The organism is Actinocorallia aurea, assembly GCF_054783995.1.
On sequence record NZ_BAAGPQ010000012.1, the window covers coordinates 1 to 20515 of the forward strand.

Consider the following 20515-nt stretch of genomic DNA (forward strand, 5'->3'; position numbering starts at 1 on the left):
CGAAGCCGCCTTCGACAAGATGCACCACGGCGAAGTCCTGCGCTCGGTGGTGATCCTGTGAAGTGGTCGGCACCCCGTAACAGGGCATGACCTGGGTGGGCGCCTGCGGCGATCGCGGCGCGGGGGACCTATCGATCTGCCCTGTGGAGGCAAGCCGTGCAGCTCGACAGCCTCGACCTGAACCTGCTCATGGCGCTGCACGCGCTGCTGGAGGAGCGCAACGTGACCCGCGCGGGTCGCCGCCTCGGCGTCACCCAGCCGGCCATGAGCGCGAACCTCGCCCGCCTGCGCCGGCACTTCGCCGACGATCTCCTCGTCAGGGTCGGGAACGGCTACGACCTGACGCCCCTGGCCGCCGCGCTCGTCGACTCCACGACGCTCGCCGTCAACGTGGTCGACCGGGTCTTCTCCGCCCGGCCCACGTTCGACCCGGAGACGAGCGACCGCGAGTTCACCCTCGTCACCTCCGACTACGTCATCAGCGTGCTCGGAGAGGCGTTCACCCGGGCCGTGCGGGAGCGGGCGCCGCACGTCAGGCTGCGGTTCCTCCAGATCAACCCGGCGCGCATCGACGACATCGAGACCACCCTCCGCTCGACGGACGGCGTCGTCATGCCGCACGGCTACATCTCGGCCCACCCCTCGGTGGACGTCTACGCCGACCGCTGGGTGGTCCTCGCCGCCGCGGGCAATCCCGCGCTGGCGGGCGGCCTCACGATGGACCACCTGTCGACGCTGCCCTGGGTGGCGACCTTCCGCACCCCGACGGCGGTCGCCTCGGCAGCCCGACAGCTCACGATGCTCGGGGTGACACCGCGGGTCGAGGTCGTGGTGGAGAACTTCCTGTCCCTGCCGTTCCTGGTCGCCGGCACCGAGCGGATCGCGCTCATCCAGGAGCGGCTGGCCCGGAGGATCGCGGCCTGGTCGGGCTGCGAGGCGCACCCGGTGCCCTACGAGGCGGTGCCGGTCCTCGAGGCGCTCTGGTACCACCCGATGCAGCAGCCCGAGCCCGCCCACCGGTGGCTGCGCGGGCTCCTGGTCGAGGTCGGCGCGATGATCGGGTGAGGCGTCAGCCGGGCGCGGGCCCGGTCGAGCGGCGGGGGACCAGCGACGGCGAGATGAAGAACCGCACGGGGGTGGTGCGCCCCTCGATGCGCTCCAGCAGGAGTCCGCCGACGGTCCTGCCCAGGGTGACGCCGTCCTGGTCGACGCTCGTCAGGGAGACGTGGGTGAGGGCCGCCATGCGCGTGTTGTCGTAGCCGGCGACGGAGACGTCGCCCGGGACGGAAAGGCCCGCCTCGTGGACCGCCGCGAGCGCGCCGAACGCCGCGAGGTCGGCGCCGGCGAAGATCGCGGTGGGCCGCGGGCCCCGCGCGAGCAGTTCGCGGGCGCCGTCGTACCCGCCGCTCTCGGTGTAGGACGTGGTGGCGATGGCGATCTCGTCGGCCAGGCCGTGCTCGCGCATGACGCGGCGGTAGGTCTCGGCCCGGATGGTCTGCAGCGAGGTGCTCGCGCGGGCCAGGCCGATGTCGCCGTGCGCGATGTGCGCGATGCGCCGGTGGCCGAGCCCGATGAGGTGCTCCATCACGAGCTCCACGCCCGCCGCGTCGTCGTCGGCGACGGAGTCGTAGACGGCCGACTTGTCGTGGGGGCCGAGGACGACCGTCGGAAGGATCCGGGCCACCTCTTCCAGGCGCTTCCTGGTGTTGAGCGGCGCGACCATCAGCAGGCCGTCGACCTGCCGGTCCACGAGCGCGTCGATCGCGGCGCTCTCCGACTTCGCCGACGCGCCGCCGCGCACGATCACGACCTGGTACTCGGTCCCGGCGATGTGGGCGTCGATCCCGTCGAGGATGTCGGGGAAGAACGGGTTGCGCAGGTCGGGGAAGAGCACGCCGATCGTGTACGTCCGGCCGCGCATCGCGCGCGCGGCGGCGTGCGGGCGGTAGCCCAGCGCCTTGATCGACGCGGTGACCTTCTCGCGCATGGCGGGGCTGACGCCGTAGGCGCTGCGCAGCACCTTGGAGACCGCGGTGGTGGAGACCCCCGCGTGCTGTGCGACGTCGGCGATCGTCGCGCGGCGCGGACGCCCTGGCTGGGCCATGGCCCCCCTCTCCCTCGACCGGCTCCTCACCGGCGAGGACCCCGCCGCAGTGTACGGGAAACGCGTTCGGCGGGGCGGGCGAGGCATGGGTAACGATACCCATCACTGGTCTTGATACCAGGAATATCCCAGGTAGATGGCGATCTATAGGCGGAGAGCGAGTGTGTAACGTTTTCCAAATCAACGCTTGACTGGCCTGAGTGTGACGCCTACGTTAACGAGCGGTCGGGGGCCACCCTCTGTCTCTCACACCCCACTGGAGTAACCCATGAAGATCACCCATCGCCGCCTCACGGGCGCGGTGGCGGCCTTCGGCGTCGCCCTCACGGCGCTGACGGCCTGCGGCTCGGGCGGAGACTCCGCCGACGGCACGGTCGAACTGTCGTTCCTCGTCGACAACAGCGAGTCGACCCTGTCCCAGGCGAACGCCGTGGCCGACGCCTTCAACTCCTCCCAGACCGGCATCAAGGTCGAGGTCGAGACCCGTCCCCAGGGCACCGAAGGCGACAACGTCGTCAAGACCCGCCTGTCCACCGGCGACATGTCGGACGTGTTCTGGTACCCGTCCGGCTCGCTGCTCCAGGCGCTCAACCCGGCCCAGTCCATCGCGGACCTGACCGGCGACCCCGTGCTCAAGGACGTCGAGGAGGGCTTCCTCCCGGTCGTGTCCCAGCAGGACAAGGTCTACGGCGTGCCGATCGGCTCCTCCACCGGCGGCGGCGTCCTGTACAACCGCAAGGTCTACGCCGAGCTCGGCCTCCAGGTCCCCAAGACCTGGGCGGAGTTCATGGCCAACAACGAGAAGATCAAGGCCGCGGGCAAGACCGCGGTCATCTCGACCTTCAAGGACACCTGGAGCTCCCAGCTCCTCGTCCTGGCCGACTACAACAACGTCGCGAACGCCGCGCCGACCTTCGCCGACGACTTCACCGCGAACAAGGCCAAGTTCGCGACGACCCCGGCGGCGCTCAAGGGCTTCGAGCACCTCGCCGAGGTCAACGCCAAGGGCTACCAGAACAAGGGCTTCGGCTCGGCGACCGTCGACCAGGGCATGAAGCTGCTCCTGTCGGGCGAGGGCGTGCAGTTCCCGCTGCTCACCTTCACCCTTCCGCCGCTCCTGGCCACAGCCCCCGAGGCCGGCACCGACATCGGCTTCTTCGGCGTCCCCGGCGACGACCCCGCCAAGGCCGGCGCCACCATCTGGGAGCCCGCCGCCGTCTACGCCGCCAAGGACACCGAGCACCTCGCCGAGGCGAAGAAGTTCATGGCCTTCGTCGCCTCGCCCGCCGGCATCGACGCCATCAAGGACGTCTCCGCCCCGACCGGCCCGTACCGCGTCAAGGGCGCCAAGCTCCCGGACGACGCGATGCAGGCCGTCAAGGACATCCAGGCCTACATCGACGCGGGGCTGTCCTCGCCCGCGCTGGAGTACCTGTCCCCGGTCAAGGGCCCGTCCCTGGAGCAGATCACCGTCGCCGTCGGCAGCGGCCTGACCTCGCCCGCCGAAGGCGCCGGCCAGTACGACAAGGACGTCGAGAAGCAGGCCAAGCAGCTGGGCCTCGCCGGATGGTAGTCGCCGACCGGCCCGCCGGGTCCCGCGCGAAGAGCGCGGGGCCCGGCCCCTCCCGGCCCGCCCCGCGGCGGCGCAAGGGAGCGGCCCAGCCCTACACGCTCTACCTGCCCGCGGGCGTCGTCTACGTCGTGGTCTTCCTGGTCCCGACGGTGATGGCGTTCTACTTCTCCCTGACCCGCTGGACCCTCTTCGACAGCGAGTTCGTCGGCCTGGAGAACTACAAGGACTTCTTCGCCGATCAGAGCCTGCGGATCGGCCTCCAGAACACGCTGATCTACGCGGTCGCCACCAGCGCGCTCAAGGTCGTGTTCGGGCTCCTGCTCGGCGTCCTGCTCACGAGCAAGCTGCGCAGCAGCGGCTTCCTGCGCTCGGTCGTGTTCTTCCCCGTCCTGGTCAGCACCGTCGCCGTCGGCATCACGTTCAGCGTGCTGCTGCGGCCCGACACCGGCCTCGTCGACAAGGCGCTCGCACTGGTCGGCGTCTCCGGCCACGACTGGCTGGGCAGCGCGAACACCGCACTGCTGTCGGTGGCGGTGGTGGACGTCTGGAAGGGCGTCGGACTGGCCACCGTCATCTACATCGCGGGCATCCTGTCGATCCCGCAGACCTACTACGAGGCGGTCTCCGTCGACGGCGGCGGCGCGTGGCAGCGGTTCCGGTACGTCACGTTCCCGCTGAGCTGGCCCGCGACCTACTCGGTCGTCCTGCTGTCGCTCATCGGCGGCCTCAGGTCGTTCGACCTGATCTGGACCATGACGCGCGGCGGACCCGGCTTCAGCAGCGACGTCATCGCCTCGATCATCTACAAGCAGTACCAGGCGGGCTTCTACGGCCTGTCCACCGCGGGCAACGTCGTCCTGTTCGTCGTGGTCACCGCGCTGATCCTCCCGCTGTCGTGGTACCTGGGCAAGAAGGAGGTCGCCGCGTGAGAGTCCTCCGCAAGCTGGCGGGGGAGACCGCCGCGCTCGTCCTGGCGGGCGTCGTCTTCCTCGTGCCGTTCTCGTTCATGCTGCTGACCGCCGTCAAGGACGGTCCGCAGGCCGCCGACCTCGACTTCTCCTGGCCGGCGAGCTGGCCCGTCGTGGAGAACCTCCGCGCGGTCGTCGAAGCGCGCGACTACATCCTGCTGCGCGCCTACGTGAACAGCATCCTCGTCACCGTCGTGTCGGTCGGGCTCATCGTGGTGTTCGCCGCGATGGCCGGGTACGTCATCCAGCGCCGCCCCGGCAGGGTCGCCTCGATCGCGAACACCCTCGTGCTGAGCGGCCTGATCATCCCGCCCGCCATCGTCCCGACGATCTGGCTGCTCCAGACGTTCGGCCTGTTCAAGACCCTTCCCGGCCTGGTCCTCGTGGAGATCGCCTTCAACCTCTCCTACGCGGTCCTGCTGTTCCGCGCGTTCGTCGCGGGCATCCCCAGGGAACTCGACGAGGCCGCCATGATGGACGGCTGCACGGGCTGGAAGCTGTTCTTCCGCGTCATCTTCCCGCTGCTGCGGCCCGTCGTGATCACGGTCGCGCTCACCACCTCGGTGGCGATCTTCAACGACTTCGTCAACCCGCTGTACTTCCTGCCCGGCGACGACCACGCCACCGTGCAGACCACGCTGTACAGCTTCCAGAGCCAGTACTCCACCCAGTGGAACCTGCTGTTCATGGACATCGTGCTCATCACGATCCCGCCGCTGCTGGCCTTCGTCTTCTTCAACCGCAAGATCGTCGCCGGGATGACCGCCGGCGCCGTCAAGGGCTGACCACCGCCCTCAGCTAGGAGCTCTTCCCCGTGTCCGATCCCATCGCCCCGTCCGTCACGCCCCCGGCGTTCGAGCACCACCGCGCGCCCCTCGGCATCGGCGAATCCGCGCCGCGCCTCTCCTGGACCGTCGCCGGGACTCCCCCCGGGTGGCGGCAGCGCGGCTACGAACTCCAGGCCGGGGACGGCGGCGTCTTCCACGCCACCGACCTGATCGAGTCCGCGGACTCGGTCCTGGTCGCCTGGCCGTTCGCCCCGCTGGCGTCGCGCGAACGCCGCAGGGTGCGGGTCCGCGTGCACGGACAGGACGGCACGACGACACCGTGGAGCGACTACTCCCACGTCGAGGCGGGTCTCCTGGAACCGGGGGAGTGGCGGGCGCGGGCGGCGGCGCCCCCGGCGGCGCTGCTCGGCCCGCCCGACGGGCCCGCCCTTCTCCTGCGCAGGGAGTTCCGGCTGTCGGGGAAGGTCGCCTCGGCGCGCCTGTACGTGACGGCCCACGGGACGTTCGACCTGGAGGTCAACGGCAGGCGCGTCGGCGACGAGGTCCTCGCCCCCGGCTGGACCAGCTACTCCCACCGGCTGCGCTACCGCACCCACGACGTCACCGCGCTCCTCACCGAAGGCGGCAACGCCATCGGTGCGATGCTCGCCGACGGCTGGTACCGCGGCCGCGTCGGCTTCGAAGGCGGCAAGACCGACCTGTACGGCGACCGGACGGCGCTGATCGCGCAACTGGAGGTCCGCTACGCCGACGGGACGACCGAACACGTCGTCACCGACGGCTCGTGGCGGTGCGCGTCCGGCCCCGTCCTCGCCGCCAGCCTGTACGAGGGCGAGAAGTACGACGCCCGCCTTCTGCCGGCGGGATGGTCCGAGCCAGGCTTCGACGACGCGGGCTGGGCGGCCACCGACGCGCTCGACCACGACCCGGCGCTGCTCGTCGCGCCCACCGGCCCGCCCGTGCGGCGCGTCGAGGCGCTCCGCCCGGAGGCCGTGCTGACCGGGCCGTCCGGCGAGACGATCCTGGACTTCGGGCAGAACATGTCGGGGCGGCTGCGCATCCGCGTCCAGGGCCCGGCCGGGCACACGGTGACGCTGCGGCACGCGGAGGTGCTGGAGAAGGACGGCTCGCTCTCTCTGCGTCCGCTGCGCAGCGCCTACTCGATCGACACCTACACGCTGCGCGGCGGCGGTGTGGAGGAGTGGGAGCCGCGGTTCACCCTGCACGGCTTCCGCTACGCGGAGGTCGCCGACTGGCCGGGCGAACTCGCCGAGGACTCGGTCGAGGCCCTCGTCTGCCACACCGACCTGCGCCGCACCGGCTGGTTCGCGTGCTCCGACCCGCTGCTGAACCGGCTGCACGAGAACGTCCTGTGGAGCATGCGCGGCAACTTCGTCGACCTGCCGACGGACTGCCCGCAGCGCGACGAGCGGCTCGGCTGGACCGGCGACATCCAGGTCTTCGCGCCCACCGCGGCGTTCCTCTACGACTGCACAGGACCGCTCGCCTCCTGGCTGGCCGACCTCGCCGCGGAACAGGCCGAACTCGGCACGGTCCCGCACTACGTGCCCTGGATCGACATCCTCTTCCCCACCTCGCCCGCCGCGGCGTGGGGCGACGCGGCCGTCCTGGTCCCGTGGACGCTCTACCAGCGCTCGGGCGACCTGGGCCTGCTCGCCGCGCAGTATCCGAGCATGAAGGCCTGGGTCGACCAGGTCGCCTCCCGCGCCGACGCCGACCGGCTGTGGCGCGAGGAGTTCCAGTTCGGCGACTGGCTCGACCCTGCCGCGCCGCCCGAGCAGCCCGCCAAGTCCCGCACCGACCAGGTGCTCGTCGCCTCGGCCTACCACGCCTGGACCACCCAGGTCCTCGCCGAGACCGCGGGACTGCTCGGCCGCACCGAGGACGCCGCGCGGTACACGACCCTCGCAGCGGAGATCCGCGCCGCGTTCCGGACCGAGTTCGTCACGCCGACCGGGAGGCTCGCCGCCGACACCCAGACCGGCTACGCGCTCGCCCTGCACGCGGGCCTGTTCGAGACGGAGGACCAGCGCGCGCGGGCCGGCCGCAGGCTCGCCGAACTCGTCGCCTACGAAGGCCACGTCATCTCGACCGGCTTCGTGGGCACCCCGCTCGTGTGCGACGCCCTGGCCTCCACCGGCTCCGCAGACACCGCCTACCGCCTGCTCCTCCAGCGGGACTGCCCGTCGTGGCTCTACCCGGTGACGATGGGCGCCACCACCATCTGGGAACGCTGGGACAGCATGCTCCCCGACGGCTCGGTCAACCCCGGCGACATGACGTCCTTCAACCACTACGCCCTGGGGGCCGTCGCCGACTTCCTCCACCGCACCGTCGCCGGCCTGGCTCCCGCCGCCCCCGGCTACCGCCGCCTGCGCGTGGCGCCCCGCCCAGGCGGCGGCCTCACCCACGCCTCCGCCACCCACGACACCCCCTATGGCCGGGCCGCCGTGAGCTGGCGGATCGAAGAAGGCGTCCTCTCGGTCACCGCGACGATCCCGCCCGGCACCACCGCCGAGATCGACCTCCCCGACGAGGCCCCTTTCGAGTCCCCTTCCGGCACTCACACGTTCACGGTGCCGTTCGACCTCTGATCGGGCCGGGCAGACCGCTGACGCACGCGGACCCCGACCGCTCCGGCGCGGATCTCCGCCACGTCGAAGAGCGGGCCGGGGTCCCGGTGGCCCGGATCTCCTGATGTGAGATCCGGGCCGTCGTGCGGGGCAGGTCGGGTCAGCAGCTGGTGGCGGTGTCGCCGCCGTCTGTCGCGCAGGTGTCGCTGCCCAGGCCGCCGTTGGCGGTGTCCCCGCCGGCGCCGTCATGGACGTCGATGTCGTCGTTGCCGAGGTTGCCGCTCATGGTGTCCGTGCCGCTGGCGTCGGCGAGGGCGTCGTTGCCGTTGGTGCCGGTGATCGTGCAACCGAGGCCGTTGACGATGTGGTGTTCTCGGCGTCGCCGTCGTTGGCCGGGGTGGGGTCGGCCTCGGTGACGTCGGCGGTGGAGGTGTCGATCACGGGAGACGTTCCCGGACGCCTGGTTGGCGGTGTACAGGCGGGTCCCCGCCGGGTTGAGCGCGATGTCGTAGGGGTCGGTGCCGATACCGGTGATCGTCGCGCTGACGGTGAGGGAGGAGGCGTCCATGACCGTCACGTTGTCGGAGTCGACGTTGGCGACGTAGGCGACCGACTGTGGGGCCGCGTGCGCGGCGGTCGGTGCGGTGACGGCGGTGAGCGCGGAGGCGGCCAGCAGCACCGCGGCCGCCAGGGCACGCCACCTGCCCTTGCTCATCCGCCTGACGAACAGCGCCGGGGTGGTCTGGGACGCAGGGGGGCTCCTCGCCGTCCGCGCCCGCCCGGCGGCCCACATCGGACCGGCACCATAGGCGGGACGCTCAACGGCACCTGAGATTCCCGCCCCCGGATGATCACCACTAGAGACCGGAAGCGTACATACTGCTATCTACCAGAAGGACGCAATTGTCGTTTCCGTGACTCTGGCGCCTCTGCTCGCCACGTGAACTCCCGCCACTGCGGTGCACGCCCGCCGCGACACCGACCGGCGGTCGGCTCAACCGCTCGCCGCACGGCGGCTGAGCCGGCCGATGGGGTCCGGCGACCTTGACCGAGATCTCGGTCGAGCCACGGGTCGAGGCCCGTGAGCACCGCGTGTACTGCGATCGCGGTACGCGGGGTGGACGCGCATGGGTGACGTGGACGGACGGGACGGGTGCTTAACCTGGGAAGAGCACATGGCGGACGGTGAGGTAGCGAGCGTGAAGAGTGGTCAGGCGTGGTGGTGGCGCCATCCGGTCGGAGTCGACGCGGCGGTGGCGGCCGCGTCGTTCCTCCTGCTCGTCGGGATGATGCGGTTCGGCTCCCATGAGGCGCCGCCCCGGGCCCTGAACGCCGTGGACTGGGTCTTCGCCGTGTCGTCCTGCTCGATCCTGCTGGCGAGGCGGCACCGGCCCGTGGCGGTCTTCGCGCTGGTCACGGTGCTGGGCGGCCTGCACGGGTGGCTGTCCTCGGTCGACGCCCAGCAGATCCTGCCCTCGCTGGTGGCGCTGTACGCGGTGACGGCGCTGCGGGGCAGCCGGTGGGGGCTCGGCGCGGGAGCCTGCCTGGTGCTGCTCGCCGGAACGCACGCGGTGGTCGGCGAGGCGCACGGGCCACCGCTGGGGGCGGTCGGGCTGGTCGCCACGACGGGCTTCGCGATCGCCGCGGGGGCCGCCGTGCGGGCCCAGCGCGCTTACGTCGCCGCGCTGGAGGAGCGGGCGGAGCGGGCCGAGCGGCAGCGGCGCGAGGAGGCGGGGCGCCTGCTCGCCGAGGAGCGGATGCGGATCGCCGGAGAGTTGCACGACGTCATCGCCCACCAGCTGACCCTGATCAACGCGCAGGCCGGGGTAGCGCTCTACCTGGACGGCACGGGGCCATCGGATCCCGGTCGGCTGGCCGAGACGCTGGCGCACGTCAAGGACGACTCCAAGCAGGCGCTCACCGAACTGCGGGCCATCGTGGGGCTGCTCGGCAGCGGCCCCGCGGCGCGCGAGCCCCTCCCGGGCCTCGCCCAGGTGGACGACCTGGCGGCCTCCTTCGCCCTCGCGGGCCTGGAGGTCGAGATCCGCCGGGAGGGGGACGCCGTGAGCCTGCCATCGGCGATCGACCTCTCGGCGTACCGGATCATCCAGGAGGCGCTGACGAACGTGAGCAAGCACGCGAACACCGACGTCGCGTGGGTCCGCCTCGGCTACGGACCGCACGCCCTGTCCATCAGGATCGAGGACGAGGGCACCGGCGTCGGAGCGGGCGGTGGCACCGGCCGCGGGCTGATCGGCATGCGCGAGCGCGCCTGCGCGGCGGGCGGCCGGGTGCGGACCGGACGCCGACCGGGCGGCGGGTTCGTGGTCGAGGCGAAACTCCCCCTGGGATCGCGGTGAACAAGGTGCCGATGCCCCCGCTCAAGGCCGCGCTCGCCGCGGGATGTTCAGGGGGTCTTCAGGGGCGGGTCAGCTCGATGAGCTTGGTGACGGTGTTCCAGTTGCGGGTGGTGGAGGTGAGGCCCTTGAGGAGGGCGGGACGGTACAGGCGGCCGGCGAGGTCGGAGCGGCCCAGGCCATCGGGGGCGTAGAGGTAGAGGGCGCGGTCGCCGAGCCGGAAGTCCTCGGGGAGGTAGGCGGCCCGGTCGATGTCGGCGAAGCGCTCGGGCTCCGGGTCGGTCGCGAAGAAGGTGACGTGCAGTTGGCGTCCTTCCAGCTCCGCCGCGGGGAACGGACAGGCCTCGGCGATGGCGCTCAGGTAGGCGTGGTCGCGGACGATCACGTCGAAGGTGCGCCCGAAGTGCTCCTCCAGTACCCGGGCGATCCCGAGCGCGAGCACGTCCTCGTCTCCGTCCTCAGCGGTGAACACCGCCTGCCCGCTCTGCAGGTAGGTTCGCACGTCGCCGTGCCCGAGCCCCTCCATGAGGGTCCGCAGCTCGGCCATCGGCACCTTCCTGCCGCCGCCCGCGCCCACATTGACCCCGCGCAACAGCGCCGCGTACCTCGTCATCCGCCAGACCCTATGGTGTCGCGTTCTGTGCGGTCCACTGGACAGGAATGGACGCGGGCGGAAGTTGGTTCCGTGCACATGAGACATCCACTGCTCGTGCCCGGCGCGCTCATCGCCTGCTCCCTCCTGACCGGCTGTGCGGCTGAGGGGCCGTCCGCGCCCTCGTCGCCGCCGGAGACCACCGTCGCGCCTACTCCCTCCGGCAGCGGAGCCGCTGTCCCGTCCGCTGCGCCCTCGGCGTCCGCGCCGCCCGGCAGCGGCGCGGCGCCGTCGGACTCCGCCGCGCCGACGAGGGCGGAACGCTGCCACACCTCCGAACTCAAGGCGTCGATCGGGCCCAACAGCCCGGGAGCCGGCCAGTCGAACTTCGCCCTCGTGCTGACCAACGCCTCCGCCCGGACGTGCACGGTCCTCGGCTATCCCGGACTCGCGTTCGTCGACGACGCCGGCGCGCAGATCACGCCGGATCCCGAACGGGCCCCGAGCGACGGGCGGCAGGCCGTGACGCTCCCGCCCGGGGCGAGCGCCTGGTCGGCGCTGACCTACGGCAGCCCTGCGATCACCGGCGTCACCACGGTGACACCGGCGGCCCTGCTCATCACGCCGCCCGATGAGACCACCTCGATCCGCGTCCCCTGGACGGGCGGTGAGGTCTCCAACACGGGCAAGGCCTCGGTCCCCCGAGTGAGCCCGCTGCGCCCCGGCGACGGCCCCTGACCCCGGCGGCACGGTCCGGGCCGTCCGCGAGGCGTCGTTCTGCCGCGTCCGACGACGATCGTGGGAGTGCCGGGATGACACGACGCGACCGGTCGGGGCCGGGGTCCCCTTGAACTCGCGGACGGCCGACCGGTGGCGGTCCGTCGAGACGGGCGCGGACGTGGCCTCCGTTGCCGGGCTACAGGATGACCTCCTCGACGTGGCGGCGGACCGAGGTGAAGGCGGTCATCGAAGCGCCGAAGCGCAGCAGGATCTGCGGCTCCGCGGCGGGGGCCAGGGTCCGGCGGATGAGGGCGCGCAGTTCGGGGATCTCCAGCGGCTGGGTGTGCAGCGCGGCGGAAAGCCCCTGCGCGCTCAGGTGGAGGAGGACGTGCTGGAGGGCCCGGCCCGCGGCGATCCAGTCGGCGGGGGTGTCGCCCTCCGTCCCGATCACGCAGGTGGTGCCGGGGGCGCGGGGCGCCGGCAGGTCCTGCGGGGCGGGCAGGCCCCGCAGGATGCCGCGGGCGAAGCCGCGTTCGGCGAAGGAGCCTTCGATCCTCTCCTCGGCGAGCGGGTAGGCGGTCGGTTGGACGCCTTCGCTGTCGGACGGCCGGGTCCACTTGCGGATCTCGGCGCCGTAGCGGGGGTCGAGCCGTTCGATCTGTTCGGCGGCCTCGCTGAGCAGCGCCAGCGCGCTCACCGCGTGGGCTTCCCGCGGGACGTGGAAGCGGGCTCCCTCGGCCGCGGCGTGATCGGCGAGCGCCTGGACGAGCCCGGGATCGGCGGGCGCGGTGTCGAACGGGCCGCGGTGGCTGCGCCTGCGGTGGATCTGCGCGGCGAGCGTCCGGATCTCCGGGGCGGGCTCGGCGCGGCCGATGACGTCGACCTCCGCGAGCAGCGCGAGGTGGTGCGGGTCGGGGATCACCGTGGTCTCGGTGGCGTACCCCGAGTCCTGCAGCGCCAGGACGAGCGTCGCCAAGGCCGCCCCGCAGCTGATCGTCCGCTCCCGCCCCCGGGGGTCGGCGATCGCCAGGGTCCGGGACAGGTCGGCGTAAACGGTGATCATGGGCGTGCCGTCGCGCTCGCCGATGGCGAACCGCCAGGGCTGCGTGTTGTGGATCGACGGCGCCCAGATCGCCGCGCCCACGGCCCTGTGCAGCGCCCTTTCGACGTCCGCGTTGATGATGGTGCCCATCGCGGTCTCCCCCCGTCGCTTCCAGGCAACCACCGTCCTGTCCCAGGTCGAAGGGCCGGAGGTCCGTATGACGAGTAAAGGTTGCTTTACCGGATGTGCGGTGGCGAGGCGAGGGCACGGCCGAACTCGCGGCTCATCGGCGATGGGCGGGCTTCGGCCGGGGGAGCGCGGCGGCATAGAGGAGGAGCCCGGCGGCGGTGAGGGCGAAGCCGGCCCAGACCGTGGACAGCGGCCCCAGGCCGGCGGCGAGGGTGATCGCCCCGCCGACGGCGCCGAGGGAGTTGGCGAGGTTGAGCGCGGCAAGGTTGAGCGCGCCCATCAGGGTCGGGGCGTCCGGCGCGAGCGCGGTCAGGCGGACCTGGATCGTGGGGATCGCGAGCATCATGGTGAAGCCGACGCCGAACAGGCAGGGCAGCAGGACGCGCAGGTCGCCCCCGGCCGTGCCGATCAGCGCGAGGAGCACCAGGACCCCGCCGTAGCCCCAGGTCAGTCCGCGATGCTCGAAACGGTCGGCGAGACGGCCGCCGACCTGGTTGCCGACCGCCATGCCGACGCCGAAGACGGCGAGGGCGATGGGGACGAATACGGCATCGTGGTGCGCGGCCTCGGTGACGAAGGGGCCGATGAAGGTGTAGACGGCGAAGATGCTGGAGATGCCGAGCGCCGCGACGCCGACCATGAGCCAGACGCCGCCCCGGCGCAGCGCGTCCAGTTCGTCGCTGACCGAGCCGCCGCGCAGGTCGTCGGTGCGGGGGAGCCAGGCCAGAAGGGCGGCGCCGGCGAGCACGCCGAGACCCGACACCGTCCAGTACATGGCGCGCCATCCGGCGTGCTGGCCGATGAACGTCGCGAGCGGCGACCCGACGACCGTGGCGACGGTGAGGCCCGCCATCACCGTGGCGAAGGCCCTTCCGCCTTTGCCCGGACCGTACATGTAGGCGGCGACGACGGCCCCGGCGCCGAAGAACGCGCCCTGCACGCTCCCGGCGACGAAGCGGCAGACGACGAGGACGGCGAGGTTCGGCGCGAGCGCGGACAGCCCGTTGCCGACGAGGAAGAGCACGATGAGCCCGAGGAGAAGGGCGCGCCTGTCGGCGCGCGCGGCGAGCAGCGTGATCGCCGGGGAGCCGATGACGACGCCCAGCGCGTAGGCGGTGATCGCGTGCGTGGCGACCGGGATCGACACGGCAAGGTCGGCGGCGAACAACTGGATGACGCCGTTGCTGCCGAACTCGCCGGTGCCGATCGCGAAGGTGCCCAGGGCGAGCGCGAACAGGACGGGTCTCGGGTTCCGTGTGAACCGCCCGGCGGGGACGTGCCGCTCGGTCCCGCGGCGGTCTTCGGAGGCCTGCTGGTGCATCTGTCTTCCTTCGGTGGTCGGTGCGGAGGAGGGGGCGTCGAGGTGCCGCGACGCCCCCTCGTCCGCGGAACGGGCTCAGCGCGCGGCGCGCCGGATCAGGTCGGCGGTGGCCGCGGGCTGCGAGACCATCGCGACGTGCGAGGCGGTGACCTCCTGTACGTGTGATCCGGCCCGTTCAGCCATGAACCGCTGCGCCTCGGCGGGCAGCACCTGGTCGCGGCGCGCGACGAGGTAGTAGGACGGGATGGTCGTCCAGGCGGGCGTGCCGGACGGTTCACCGAGCGTGCGCACGTCGGCGGGACGCTGCGAGGCCCACATCAGGGCTGCGGTCGCCCGCGGGACGTCTCCGGCGAAGACGTCGGGGAAGGAGTCCCGTTTGATGTACCCGTCGACGAGCCCGTCGCCGTACGGGCGGAAGTCCAGCGCAGCCTCGTCGAGGCGGCTTCCGGGGAACTTCGTCTGCAGGCCGAGCAGCGTCTCGCCCTGGTCGGGGGCGAACGCGGCGACGTACACGAGCGCCTTCACGTTCGGGTTGCCGGCCGCGGCGTTCGTGGCGACGATGCCGCCGTAGGAGTGCGCCGCCACGACGATCGGACCGGTGAGGGTCCGCAGGACGTCCGCCAGGTAGGCGGAGTCGGAGGCCACGCCGCGCAGCGGGTTCGCCGGGGCGAGGACGGGATAGGAGTCGCGGACGAGCCGGGAGGCGACCTCGTTCCAGCCGGACGCGTCGGCGAACGCCCCGTGCACCAGCACCACCGTGGGCCTTGCCTCCGGCCGGGAGCGGGCCGCCGCCGCGTCCGCCCCGAGGAGGGCCCCGGTCGCGACCGCGGTGGAGCCGGCCAGTACCGCTCGGCGAGTCGTCATGATGTGCACCTTTCTTCGTGGTGTTCGATTCCGGGTGCCATCGTGCGGAGGTCCGGTGGACGTCCACTGAACGGCCGATTCAGTGGACGTCCAGTGCCGCCTCCTAGCGTTCGGGCCATGAGATCCACGAAGAGCGAGAACGCCGTGAAATGGGGCCTGCGGGCCCACGCCATCGCCTACGCCATCGGAATCCCCGCCCAGATCGTCGTGTGGTGGACCGTCACCCCGGAGCACTTCTTCTGGCCGCTGTGGCCGGCTCTCGGCTGGGGCGTCGGGCTGGCCTGCCACGCCTGGGCGGTGTCGTCGACCTCCCGCGCGGGGAACTGAGCCGTGCCGTTCCTCCGGGAGTTCGCGCACGACCCGAGGGCGGTGGGCGCGGTCGCGCCGAGCGGGCCCGCGCTGGCCCGCGCCGCGACGGCCGTGGTGCCCGGGACCGGTTCCCCCGTCGTGGTGGAACTCGGTCCGGGCACCGGCGCCTTCACCGGCCCCATCCAGCGGCGTCTCGCCGGACGGGGCCGGCACGTCGCCGTCGAGGTCAATCCGCGGTTCGCGCGGCGCCTCGCGGTGTCCCTGCCCGAGGTCGACGTCGTGAACGCCGACGCGTCCGACCTCGCCGAGGTGCTCGCGCGGCGCGGAATCGGCCACGCCGACGTGGTGGTCAGCGGCCTGCCTTGGGCGGCGTTCACCGAGGACCGGCAGCGTGCCGTGCTGGCCGCCGTCGTCGCGTCCCTGCCGCCGCACGGCGTCTTCACCACGTTCGCCTACGTGCACGCCCGCTGGACGCCGCCCGCCCGCCGGCTGCACGCGGCGCTGCGGTCGCGGTTCGACGAGGTCGTGGTCGGCCGCACGGTGTGGGCCAACCTTCCGCCCGCGCTGGTCTACTACTGCCGACGTCCGGTCCCCGAGCCCGGAGGGCAGGTCCGGGGCCTCGCCTCGGCGGGCCGCGGGAGCGGCGCCGCCGGGCCGTTGACGGGCCGGGGTCGTGCTTGGGACCCTGCGCCATGGACTCCGAAATGATCGCGGCGAGCCTGCCCTACGCGCTCGGCGTCGTCATGCTGGGCCTGGGGCTCGGGCTGACCGTGGACGACTTCCGGCGGGTGGGCCGGCATCGGAGGGTCGTCGCGGTCGCGTTGCTGTGCCAGGTGGTGCTGCTGCCGGTGCTCTGCTTCGGCCTGGTGCTGGCGTTCGGGCTGCCGCCCGAACCGGCGGTGGGGCTGATGCTGGTCGCGGCGTCGCCGGGCGGCCCCACCGCGAACCTGTACAGCCATCTGTTCGGCGGGCACGTGGCGCTGAACGTCACGCTCACCGCGGTCACCTCGGTCCTCGTCGTCCTCACCCTGCCGATCGTGGTGAATCTGTCGACGGCGTACCTCCTGGCCGACGGGGCCGAGGTCGGACTGCAGGCCGGGAAGGTGCTCCAGGTCCTCGCGATCGTGCTCCTGCCGGTCGCGGTCGGGATGCTCGTGCGCGCGAGGGCGCCCCTGGCGGCGCGCCGACTCGACCGGCCGGTCCGGGTGCTGTCGGTCGTGGTCCTGGTCGTGACGATCAGCGCGGTCCTGTTCGGTCAGTGGGAGAACCTCGCCGGCTACTTCGTCTCGGTCGGGCTCGCCGCGCTGGCCTTCAACGTGGTGTCCCTGCTGGTCGGGTACACCGCGCCGCGCCTCGCCGGAGCCGACCATCGCGAGGCCACCGCGGCAGGGTTCGAGATCGGCATCCACAACACCGCGTTCGCCATGACGGTGGCGCTCGGCCCGACGCTGCTGAACAACGCGGAGATGGCGGTTCCGGCGGTGGTCTACGGCATCGTCATGTTCTTCACGGCGGCGGGGTTCGGGCGGCTGATCACCCGCCGCGGATGGCGCATCCCGGACGGGCACGTTCCGGTGGCGGAACCCGGGTGATCCCGCCCGGGCGCGGGGGCTGAGCCCTCGTGCCCGCCGGGGACTCCGTCGCGGACGCCCGGGGGCCGCGACGGAGTCCGCTGGACCCCGGCCGGAGCACCGGCTCATAATGGATGATCTGTCGTCCATCCGGGAGCCGAACGGCGTGGTCGTGTCCATCTCACCGGCTCCTTCCGGCGGCGAGGACCCGTCGGACCGGGCTGTACCCGCGGTGCCCGGCCCACGGGCTCTTGGAGAACCCGGGGAACCCGCGGACCGGGCGGGGGCCGTCCGGCTGAAGATCCTCGGCCCCCTGCGGGTGTGGCGTGACGGGGCCGAACGGGAGGCCGGGCCCCGCCAGCAGGCCTATCTGCTGGCCCTGCTCCTGGCGCACGCCGGCCGTCCGGTCACCACGGGCGAGCTGATCGACCTGATCTGGGGCGACGAGTCACCCGCGAGCGCGCTCAACGTCATCCACAAGTACGTCGGCGGGCTGCGCCGCCTGCTCGAACCCGCGATCGGCAGCCGGGGGGCCAGCTCCTACCTGCACCGCCGGGGCAACGCCTACCTGCTCAGCGCGGGTCCCGGCACCCTCGACCTGGTCGCCTTCCGCGACCTCCTGGAACGCGCGGCGGCGAGCCTCGCCGAACGGCGGCGGGAAGAGGCGCTCGACCACTACGTCGAGGCGCTCGGGCTGTGGCAGGGTCCCGCAGGGGACGGGCTCGTCCACGGCACCGCCGCGATGGCGATCTTCTCGGCCCTCGACGACGAGTTCTATGCCGCGTGCGAGGCCGCCGCGCGTCTTGCGGTGTCGCTGGGCCGGGCGGACCGGGTGCTTCCGGCGCTGCAGCTCGCCGCGAAGATGGGCCCGTTCCACGAGCCCGTGCAGGCTGCCCTGATCGCGGCGCTCGGCGCCGCCGGACGCCAGGCCGAGGCGCTGACGGCCTTCCGTACGCTCCGCGACCGCCTGGCCGACGAGCTCGGCATCGACCCGGGTCCGGCGCTGGAGGCCGCGCATCTGCGGGTGCTGACGCAGACCCCGCCGCCTTCCCCCGACGCGGGCGGCGAACCGGCGACCGGGAACCGAGGCTCAGGTCTGGTCGGCCGGGCCGAGGAACTCGCCGTGCTGCGCCAGGCACTGCGGGAGGCGTCGAACGGGCGCACCGGGCTCGGCATCGTCGAAGGCGAACCTGGCGTGGGCAAGACCCGTCTGCTGGAGGAGGTCGCGGCGGACGCCGGGCGGCGCGGCGCGCACGTCGTCTGGGCCTCGTGCCTGGAAGGGGACGGCACCCCCGCGATGTGGCCGTGGGAGCAGGCGCTGACGGCCGTGCTCGACGGGCTGCCCGCGCCGGCCCGGGAGAAGTGGCTCAGCAGCGACCTCGGCGTCCTCCTCGAAGCGCGCGACGACGCCGCGCCGACGCTCTCCGGCAGCCGCGCCCAGTTCCGCCTGTTCGAGCAGGTCGTCACCGTCATCGGCCAGGCCGCGAGCCGGCGGCCCGTGCTGCTCGTCCTCGACGACCTGCAGTGGGCCGACGCCACCTCGCTCCAGCTGTTCGGCCACCTGGCGACCCGCCTGCCGGTCCGTGCCGCGCTCATCGGCTCGCTGCGCGACCGGGCGCCGGAACCCGGCTCGGAACTCTCCCGGGCCCTGGCCGCCGTCGGCCGTCTGCCGGGCCACCGCAGGATCCGGCTCGGCCCGCTCGGCCCGGCCGACGTGGGCGAACTCATCCGCCGCGAGACCGGCCGCGATCCCGGTGCGGACGTCACCCGCACCATCCATTCGCGCACCGGCGGCAATCCGTTCTTCGTCCGCGAACTGTCCCGGCTCCTCAGCGACACGGGCGCGCTCGCCGACGGCGGAGCCCCGGAGCGGACGGGCGTCCCGGCCACGGTGCGCGACGTGGTCCGCGACCGGATGGCCGGCCTCGACCGCGGCGCGGGCGAACTGCTGCGGATCGCCGCGTTCATCGGCCGCGACGTCGAGGCCGGGCTGCTCGCCCGCGCGGCGGGCCTCGGGCTCACCGAATGCCTGGAACTGCTGGGGCCGCTGCGCGCGCTCGGCATGCTGGAGTCGGCGTCGGCGGATCCGTTCGCGCTGCGCTTCTCGCACGACCTGGTCCGCGAGGCGGTCACCGAGACCACCGCGCACCAGGTGGCGCTCAGGCTGCACCTGCGCATCGCGGACGCGATCGAGGAGGCCGACACCGACGACGAGTCCGGCACCGAGCGGCTCGCCTACCACCTGGAATCGGCGGGACCGCTGGCCGATCCGGTGCGCGCCGCGGAGGCGCTGAAGCGCGCGGGCCGCCGCGCGACGGCCAAGCTCGCGTTCGCCGCGGCCGACCGGCATCTGCAGGAGGCCGCCCGGATCGCTCGGGCGGCCGGGCTCCCGGAGCTGGAGCTGTCGGCCCTCTCGCTGCTCGCCATCGCCCCGCGGCGGCAGGCCGGCTACGGCGGCACGACCTTCGACCTGCTGGAGCGGGCGGAACGGCTGGCGCGCGATCTCGGTCGGGACGCGGAGGCCGCCGGGCTCCTCTTCGCCCGCCTGTTCGGGGCCTACACGTTCCTGGAGTGGGATCGCGAGCACCTGGTCCGCCGTCTGCACGACCAGGGAGAGGCGTCCGGCGATCCCGTCGTCCGGGTGTACGGCAGGCAGGCCTGGGGCCTGCACCGGTGGGACGTCGGCGATATCGGCGAGGCGTACCGGTACTTCAACGAGAATGACCGCGCCATCCGCCATGGGGTGGCCGCCGCGCGGGCCGACGCCCCGATCCGGCGGGACGTCTCGGGCGAATGGCCCGGCTGGCAGGCCGTCGTGACCGCGCTGCACGGCGACGTCGAGACCGCCGGGGTCATGATCGACCGATGGAACGGCCCTGCCGACGGGTACGCGGTGGCGACGTGGGCCTACTACATGACCATGATCGCCTCGATGGCCGGCGACGCCGCCTGGGTGCTGCGGGTGGTCGACCGGTGGACCGCCGTGGGCACCGGCCGCCTCGCCCTCCAGCAGGAGCACTACGTCCGGCTCGACTGGTATTGGGCCCGCGCCCTCACCGGAGACGATCCGGCCGGGAATTGCGCGGAGGCCGAACGGCTCCTGGCCTCGGCGCTGACCGACCCGCCGCGCTTCGGCCTGGCCTACCACCTCGGCCTGATCGCCGAGATGTGGCTGGCCGCCGGGCGCTCGGACCGGGCCGCGGACGCCCTGGACCGAGCGGACCGGGCCCTTGAGGCCCACGGCCAGCGCTACGCCGAAGGCCTGCTCCGCCTGCTGCGGGCACGTCTCCTGCACGCCCGCGGCGCCCCCGCCCACGCCGTCCGCGCCGCCGCAGAAGCCGCCTGCGACTGGTCCGCCGCCCACGAGACCCACCTCTTCGCCCGCCGAGCCCAGGAGTTCCTCACCACCCTCGAACCCCGCCCGGCCTCCCACACCGGCCCCTCACCCGAAGAGCACGACTGACGTCCCCGAGCGGCCCCGGCCGCGCAGACCCCGGCCGGTAGCACGCCCGCAGCCTCCGGA

At 72.8% G+C, this 20515-nt stretch carries 17 protein-coding genes; 11 read left to right on the top strand and 6 right to left on the bottom strand.

Translation table 11 applies throughout. The annotated features are described in order from the left end of the window. Nucleotides 1–156: 156 nt before the first annotated feature. Nucleotides 157–1065, top strand: a complete 909-nt coding sequence (locus ACYVOM_RS12465) for a LysR family transcriptional regulator (protein WP_460303467.1) — start codon at nucleotides 157–159, stop codon at nucleotides 1063–1065. Between the two features lie 4 nt (nucleotides 1066–1069). On the opposite strand, the gene ACYVOM_RS12470 is transcribed toward ACYVOM_RS12465, so the two are convergent. Continuing rightward, nucleotides 1070–2104: a LacI family DNA-binding transcriptional regulator gene (locus ACYVOM_RS12470; protein ID WP_460303468.1), complete on the bottom strand. Its 1035-nt coding sequence runs from the start codon at nucleotides 2102–2104 to the stop codon at nucleotides 1070–1072. Between the two features lie 268 nt (nucleotides 2105–2372). On the opposite strand from ACYVOM_RS12470, the gene ACYVOM_RS12475 reads away from it, so the two are divergent. Genes ACYVOM_RS12475 through ACYVOM_RS12490 form a run of 4 tightly spaced genes read left to right on the top strand, consistent with a single transcriptional unit; the run spans nucleotide 2373 to nucleotide 8048 of the window. Then, nucleotides 2373–3677 carry an ABC transporter substrate-binding protein gene (locus tag ACYVOM_RS12475; protein ID WP_460303469.1) on the top strand — a complete coding sequence of 435 codons (1305 nt, stop codon included), beginning with the start codon at nucleotides 2373–2375 and terminating at the stop codon, nucleotides 3675–3677. Continuing rightward, the gene (locus ACYVOM_RS12480) at nucleotides 3671–4606 is read left to right on the top strand and encodes a carbohydrate ABC transporter permease (RefSeq protein ID WP_460303470.1); all 936 of its coding nucleotides are present in this window, start codon (nucleotides 3671–3673) and stop codon (nucleotides 4604–4606) included. The genes ACYVOM_RS12475 and ACYVOM_RS12480 overlap by 7 nt, the downstream gene beginning before the upstream one ends. Further along, on the top strand, nucleotides 4603–5430 hold the full coding sequence (locus ACYVOM_RS12485) for a carbohydrate ABC transporter permease (RefSeq protein WP_460303471.1): 828 nt from the start codon (nucleotides 4603–4605) through the stop codon (nucleotides 5428–5430). The genes ACYVOM_RS12480 and ACYVOM_RS12485 overlap by 4 nt, the downstream gene beginning before the upstream one ends. Nucleotides 5431–5459: 29 nt before the next feature. Beyond that, entirely contained in the window at nucleotides 5460–8048 is a 2589-nt protein-coding gene (locus ACYVOM_RS12490; protein ID WP_460303472.1) for a family 78 glycoside hydrolase catalytic domain, read from the top strand. A gap of 139 nt (nucleotides 8049–8187) precedes the next feature. Here the strand turns inward: ACYVOM_RS12490 and ACYVOM_RS12495 are convergent, their stop codons facing one another. Then, on the bottom strand, nucleotides 8188–8742 hold the full coding sequence (locus ACYVOM_RS12495) for a YncE family protein (RefSeq protein WP_460303473.1): 555 nt from the start codon (nucleotides 8740–8742) through the stop codon (nucleotides 8188–8190). Nucleotides 8743–9226: 484 nt separating this feature from the next. Here ACYVOM_RS12495 and ACYVOM_RS12500 point away from each other — a divergent pair, with 484 nt between their 5' ends. After that, nucleotides 9227–10387, top strand: coding sequence for a sensor histidine kinase (locus ACYVOM_RS12500; protein WP_460303474.1), 1161 nt, complete (start codon nucleotides 9227–9229; stop codon nucleotides 10385–10387). A 58-nt stretch (nucleotides 10388–10445) separates the two neighbouring features. Here ACYVOM_RS12500 and ACYVOM_RS12505 read toward each other — a convergent pair whose 3' ends face one another. Further along, nucleotides 10446–10997 carry a DUF1697 domain-containing protein gene (locus tag ACYVOM_RS12505; RefSeq protein WP_460303475.1) on the bottom strand — a complete coding sequence of 184 codons (552 nt, stop codon included), beginning with the start codon at nucleotides 10995–10997 and terminating at the stop codon, nucleotides 10446–10448. 78 nt (nucleotides 10998–11075) lie between these two features. Between ACYVOM_RS12505 and ACYVOM_RS12510 the strand changes: the two genes are divergently transcribed. Further along, on the top strand, nucleotides 11076–11714 hold the full coding sequence (locus ACYVOM_RS12510) for a DUF4232 domain-containing protein (RefSeq protein WP_460303476.1): 639 nt from the start codon (nucleotides 11076–11078) through the stop codon (nucleotides 11712–11714). Nucleotides 11715–11892: 178 nt separating this feature from the next. Here ACYVOM_RS12510 and ACYVOM_RS12515 read toward each other — a convergent pair whose 3' ends face one another. The 3 genes from ACYVOM_RS12515 to ACYVOM_RS12525 all read right to left on the bottom strand — a co-directional run bounded on the left by ACYVOM_RS12515 (nucleotide 11893) and on the right by ACYVOM_RS12525 (nucleotide 15112). Further along, nucleotides 11893–12888 carry an Acg family FMN-binding oxidoreductase gene (locus tag ACYVOM_RS12515; protein WP_460303477.1) on the bottom strand — a complete coding sequence of 332 codons (996 nt, stop codon included), beginning with the start codon at nucleotides 12886–12888 and terminating at the stop codon, nucleotides 11893–11895. Between the two features lie 133 nt (nucleotides 12889–13021). Then, nucleotides 13022–14248: an MFS transporter gene (locus tag ACYVOM_RS12520; RefSeq protein ID WP_460303478.1), complete on the bottom strand. Its 1227-nt coding sequence runs from the start codon at nucleotides 14246–14248 to the stop codon at nucleotides 13022–13024. Nucleotides 14249–14323: 75 nt separating this feature from the next. After that, nucleotides 14324–15112, bottom strand: coding sequence for an alpha/beta fold hydrolase (locus ACYVOM_RS12525; protein ID WP_460303479.1), 789 nt, complete (start codon nucleotides 15110–15112; stop codon nucleotides 14324–14326). A 117-nt stretch (nucleotides 15113–15229) separates the two neighbouring features. On the opposite strand from ACYVOM_RS12525, the gene ACYVOM_RS12530 reads away from it, so the two are divergent. The 4 genes from ACYVOM_RS12530 to ACYVOM_RS12545 all read left to right on the top strand — a co-directional run bounded on the left by ACYVOM_RS12530 (nucleotide 15230) and on the right by ACYVOM_RS12545 (nucleotide 20455). After that, a complete protein-coding gene (locus tag ACYVOM_RS12530; RefSeq protein ID WP_460303480.1) occupies nucleotides 15230–15439 on the top strand; it encodes a 2TM domain-containing protein in 210 nt (69 codons plus the stop codon). Between the two features lie 3 nt (nucleotides 15440–15442). Next, nucleotides 15443–16129 (top strand): class I SAM-dependent methyltransferase, encoded by a 687-nt coding sequence (locus ACYVOM_RS12535; protein ID WP_460303481.1) that lies wholly within the window; start codon nucleotides 15443–15445, stop codon nucleotides 16127–16129. Next, nucleotides 16114–17013: a bile acid:sodium symporter family protein gene (locus ACYVOM_RS12540; RefSeq protein ID WP_460303482.1), complete on the top strand. Its 900-nt coding sequence runs from the start codon at nucleotides 16114–16116 to the stop codon at nucleotides 17011–17013. The genes ACYVOM_RS12535 and ACYVOM_RS12540 overlap by 16 nt, the downstream gene beginning before the upstream one ends. A gap of 109 nt (nucleotides 17014–17122) precedes the next feature. Beyond that, nucleotides 17123–20455 carry an ATP-binding protein gene (locus tag ACYVOM_RS12545; RefSeq protein WP_460303483.1) on the top strand — a complete coding sequence of 1111 codons (3333 nt, stop codon included), beginning with the start codon at nucleotides 17123–17125 and terminating at the stop codon, nucleotides 20453–20455. Nucleotides 20456–20515 lie beyond the last annotated feature (60 nt).

Coding starts and splice junctions, on each gene's coding strand:
- ACYVOM_RS12470 (WP_460303468.1), bottom strand. CDS start 2,104: ATGGCCCAGCCAGGGCGTCCGCGCCGCGCGACGATCGCCGACGTCGCA.
- ACYVOM_RS12475 (WP_460303469.1), top strand. CDS start 2,373: ATGAAGATCACCCATCGCCGCCTCACGGGCGCGGTGGCGGCCTTCGGC.
- ACYVOM_RS12480 (WP_460303470.1), top strand. CDS start 3,671: ATGGTAGTCGCCGACCGGCCCGCCGGGTCCCGCGCGAAGAGCGCGGGG.
- ACYVOM_RS12495 (WP_460303473.1), bottom strand. CDS start 8,742: ATGAGCAAGGGCAGGTGGCGTGCCCTGGCGGCCGCGGTGCTGCTGGCC.
- ACYVOM_RS12505 (WP_460303475.1), bottom strand. CDS start 10,997: ATGACGAGGTACGCGGCGCTGTTGCGCGGGGTCAATGTGGGCGCGGGC.
- ACYVOM_RS12510 (WP_460303476.1), top strand. CDS start 11,076: ATGAGACATCCACTGCTCGTGCCCGGCGCGCTCATCGCCTGCTCCCTC.
- ACYVOM_RS12515 (WP_460303477.1), bottom strand. CDS start 12,888: ATGGGCACCATCATCAACGCGGACGTCGAAAGGGCGCTGCACAGGGCC.
- ACYVOM_RS12520 (WP_460303478.1), bottom strand. CDS start 14,248: ATGCACCAGCAGGCCTCCGAAGACCGCCGCGGGACCGAGCGGCACGTC.
- ACYVOM_RS12525 (WP_460303479.1), bottom strand. CDS start 15,112: ATGACGACTCGCCGAGCGGTACTGGCCGGCTCCACCGCGGTCGCGACC.
- ACYVOM_RS12530 (WP_460303480.1), top strand. CDS start 15,230: ATGAGATCCACGAAGAGCGAGAACGCCGTGAAATGGGGCCTGCGGGCC.
- ACYVOM_RS12540 (WP_460303482.1), top strand. CDS start 16,114: ATGGACTCCGAAATGATCGCGGCGAGCCTGCCCTACGCGCTCGGCGTC.
- ACYVOM_RS12545 (WP_460303483.1), top strand. CDS start 17,123: ATGGATGATCTGTCGTCCATCCGGGAGCCGAACGGCGTGGTCGTGTCC.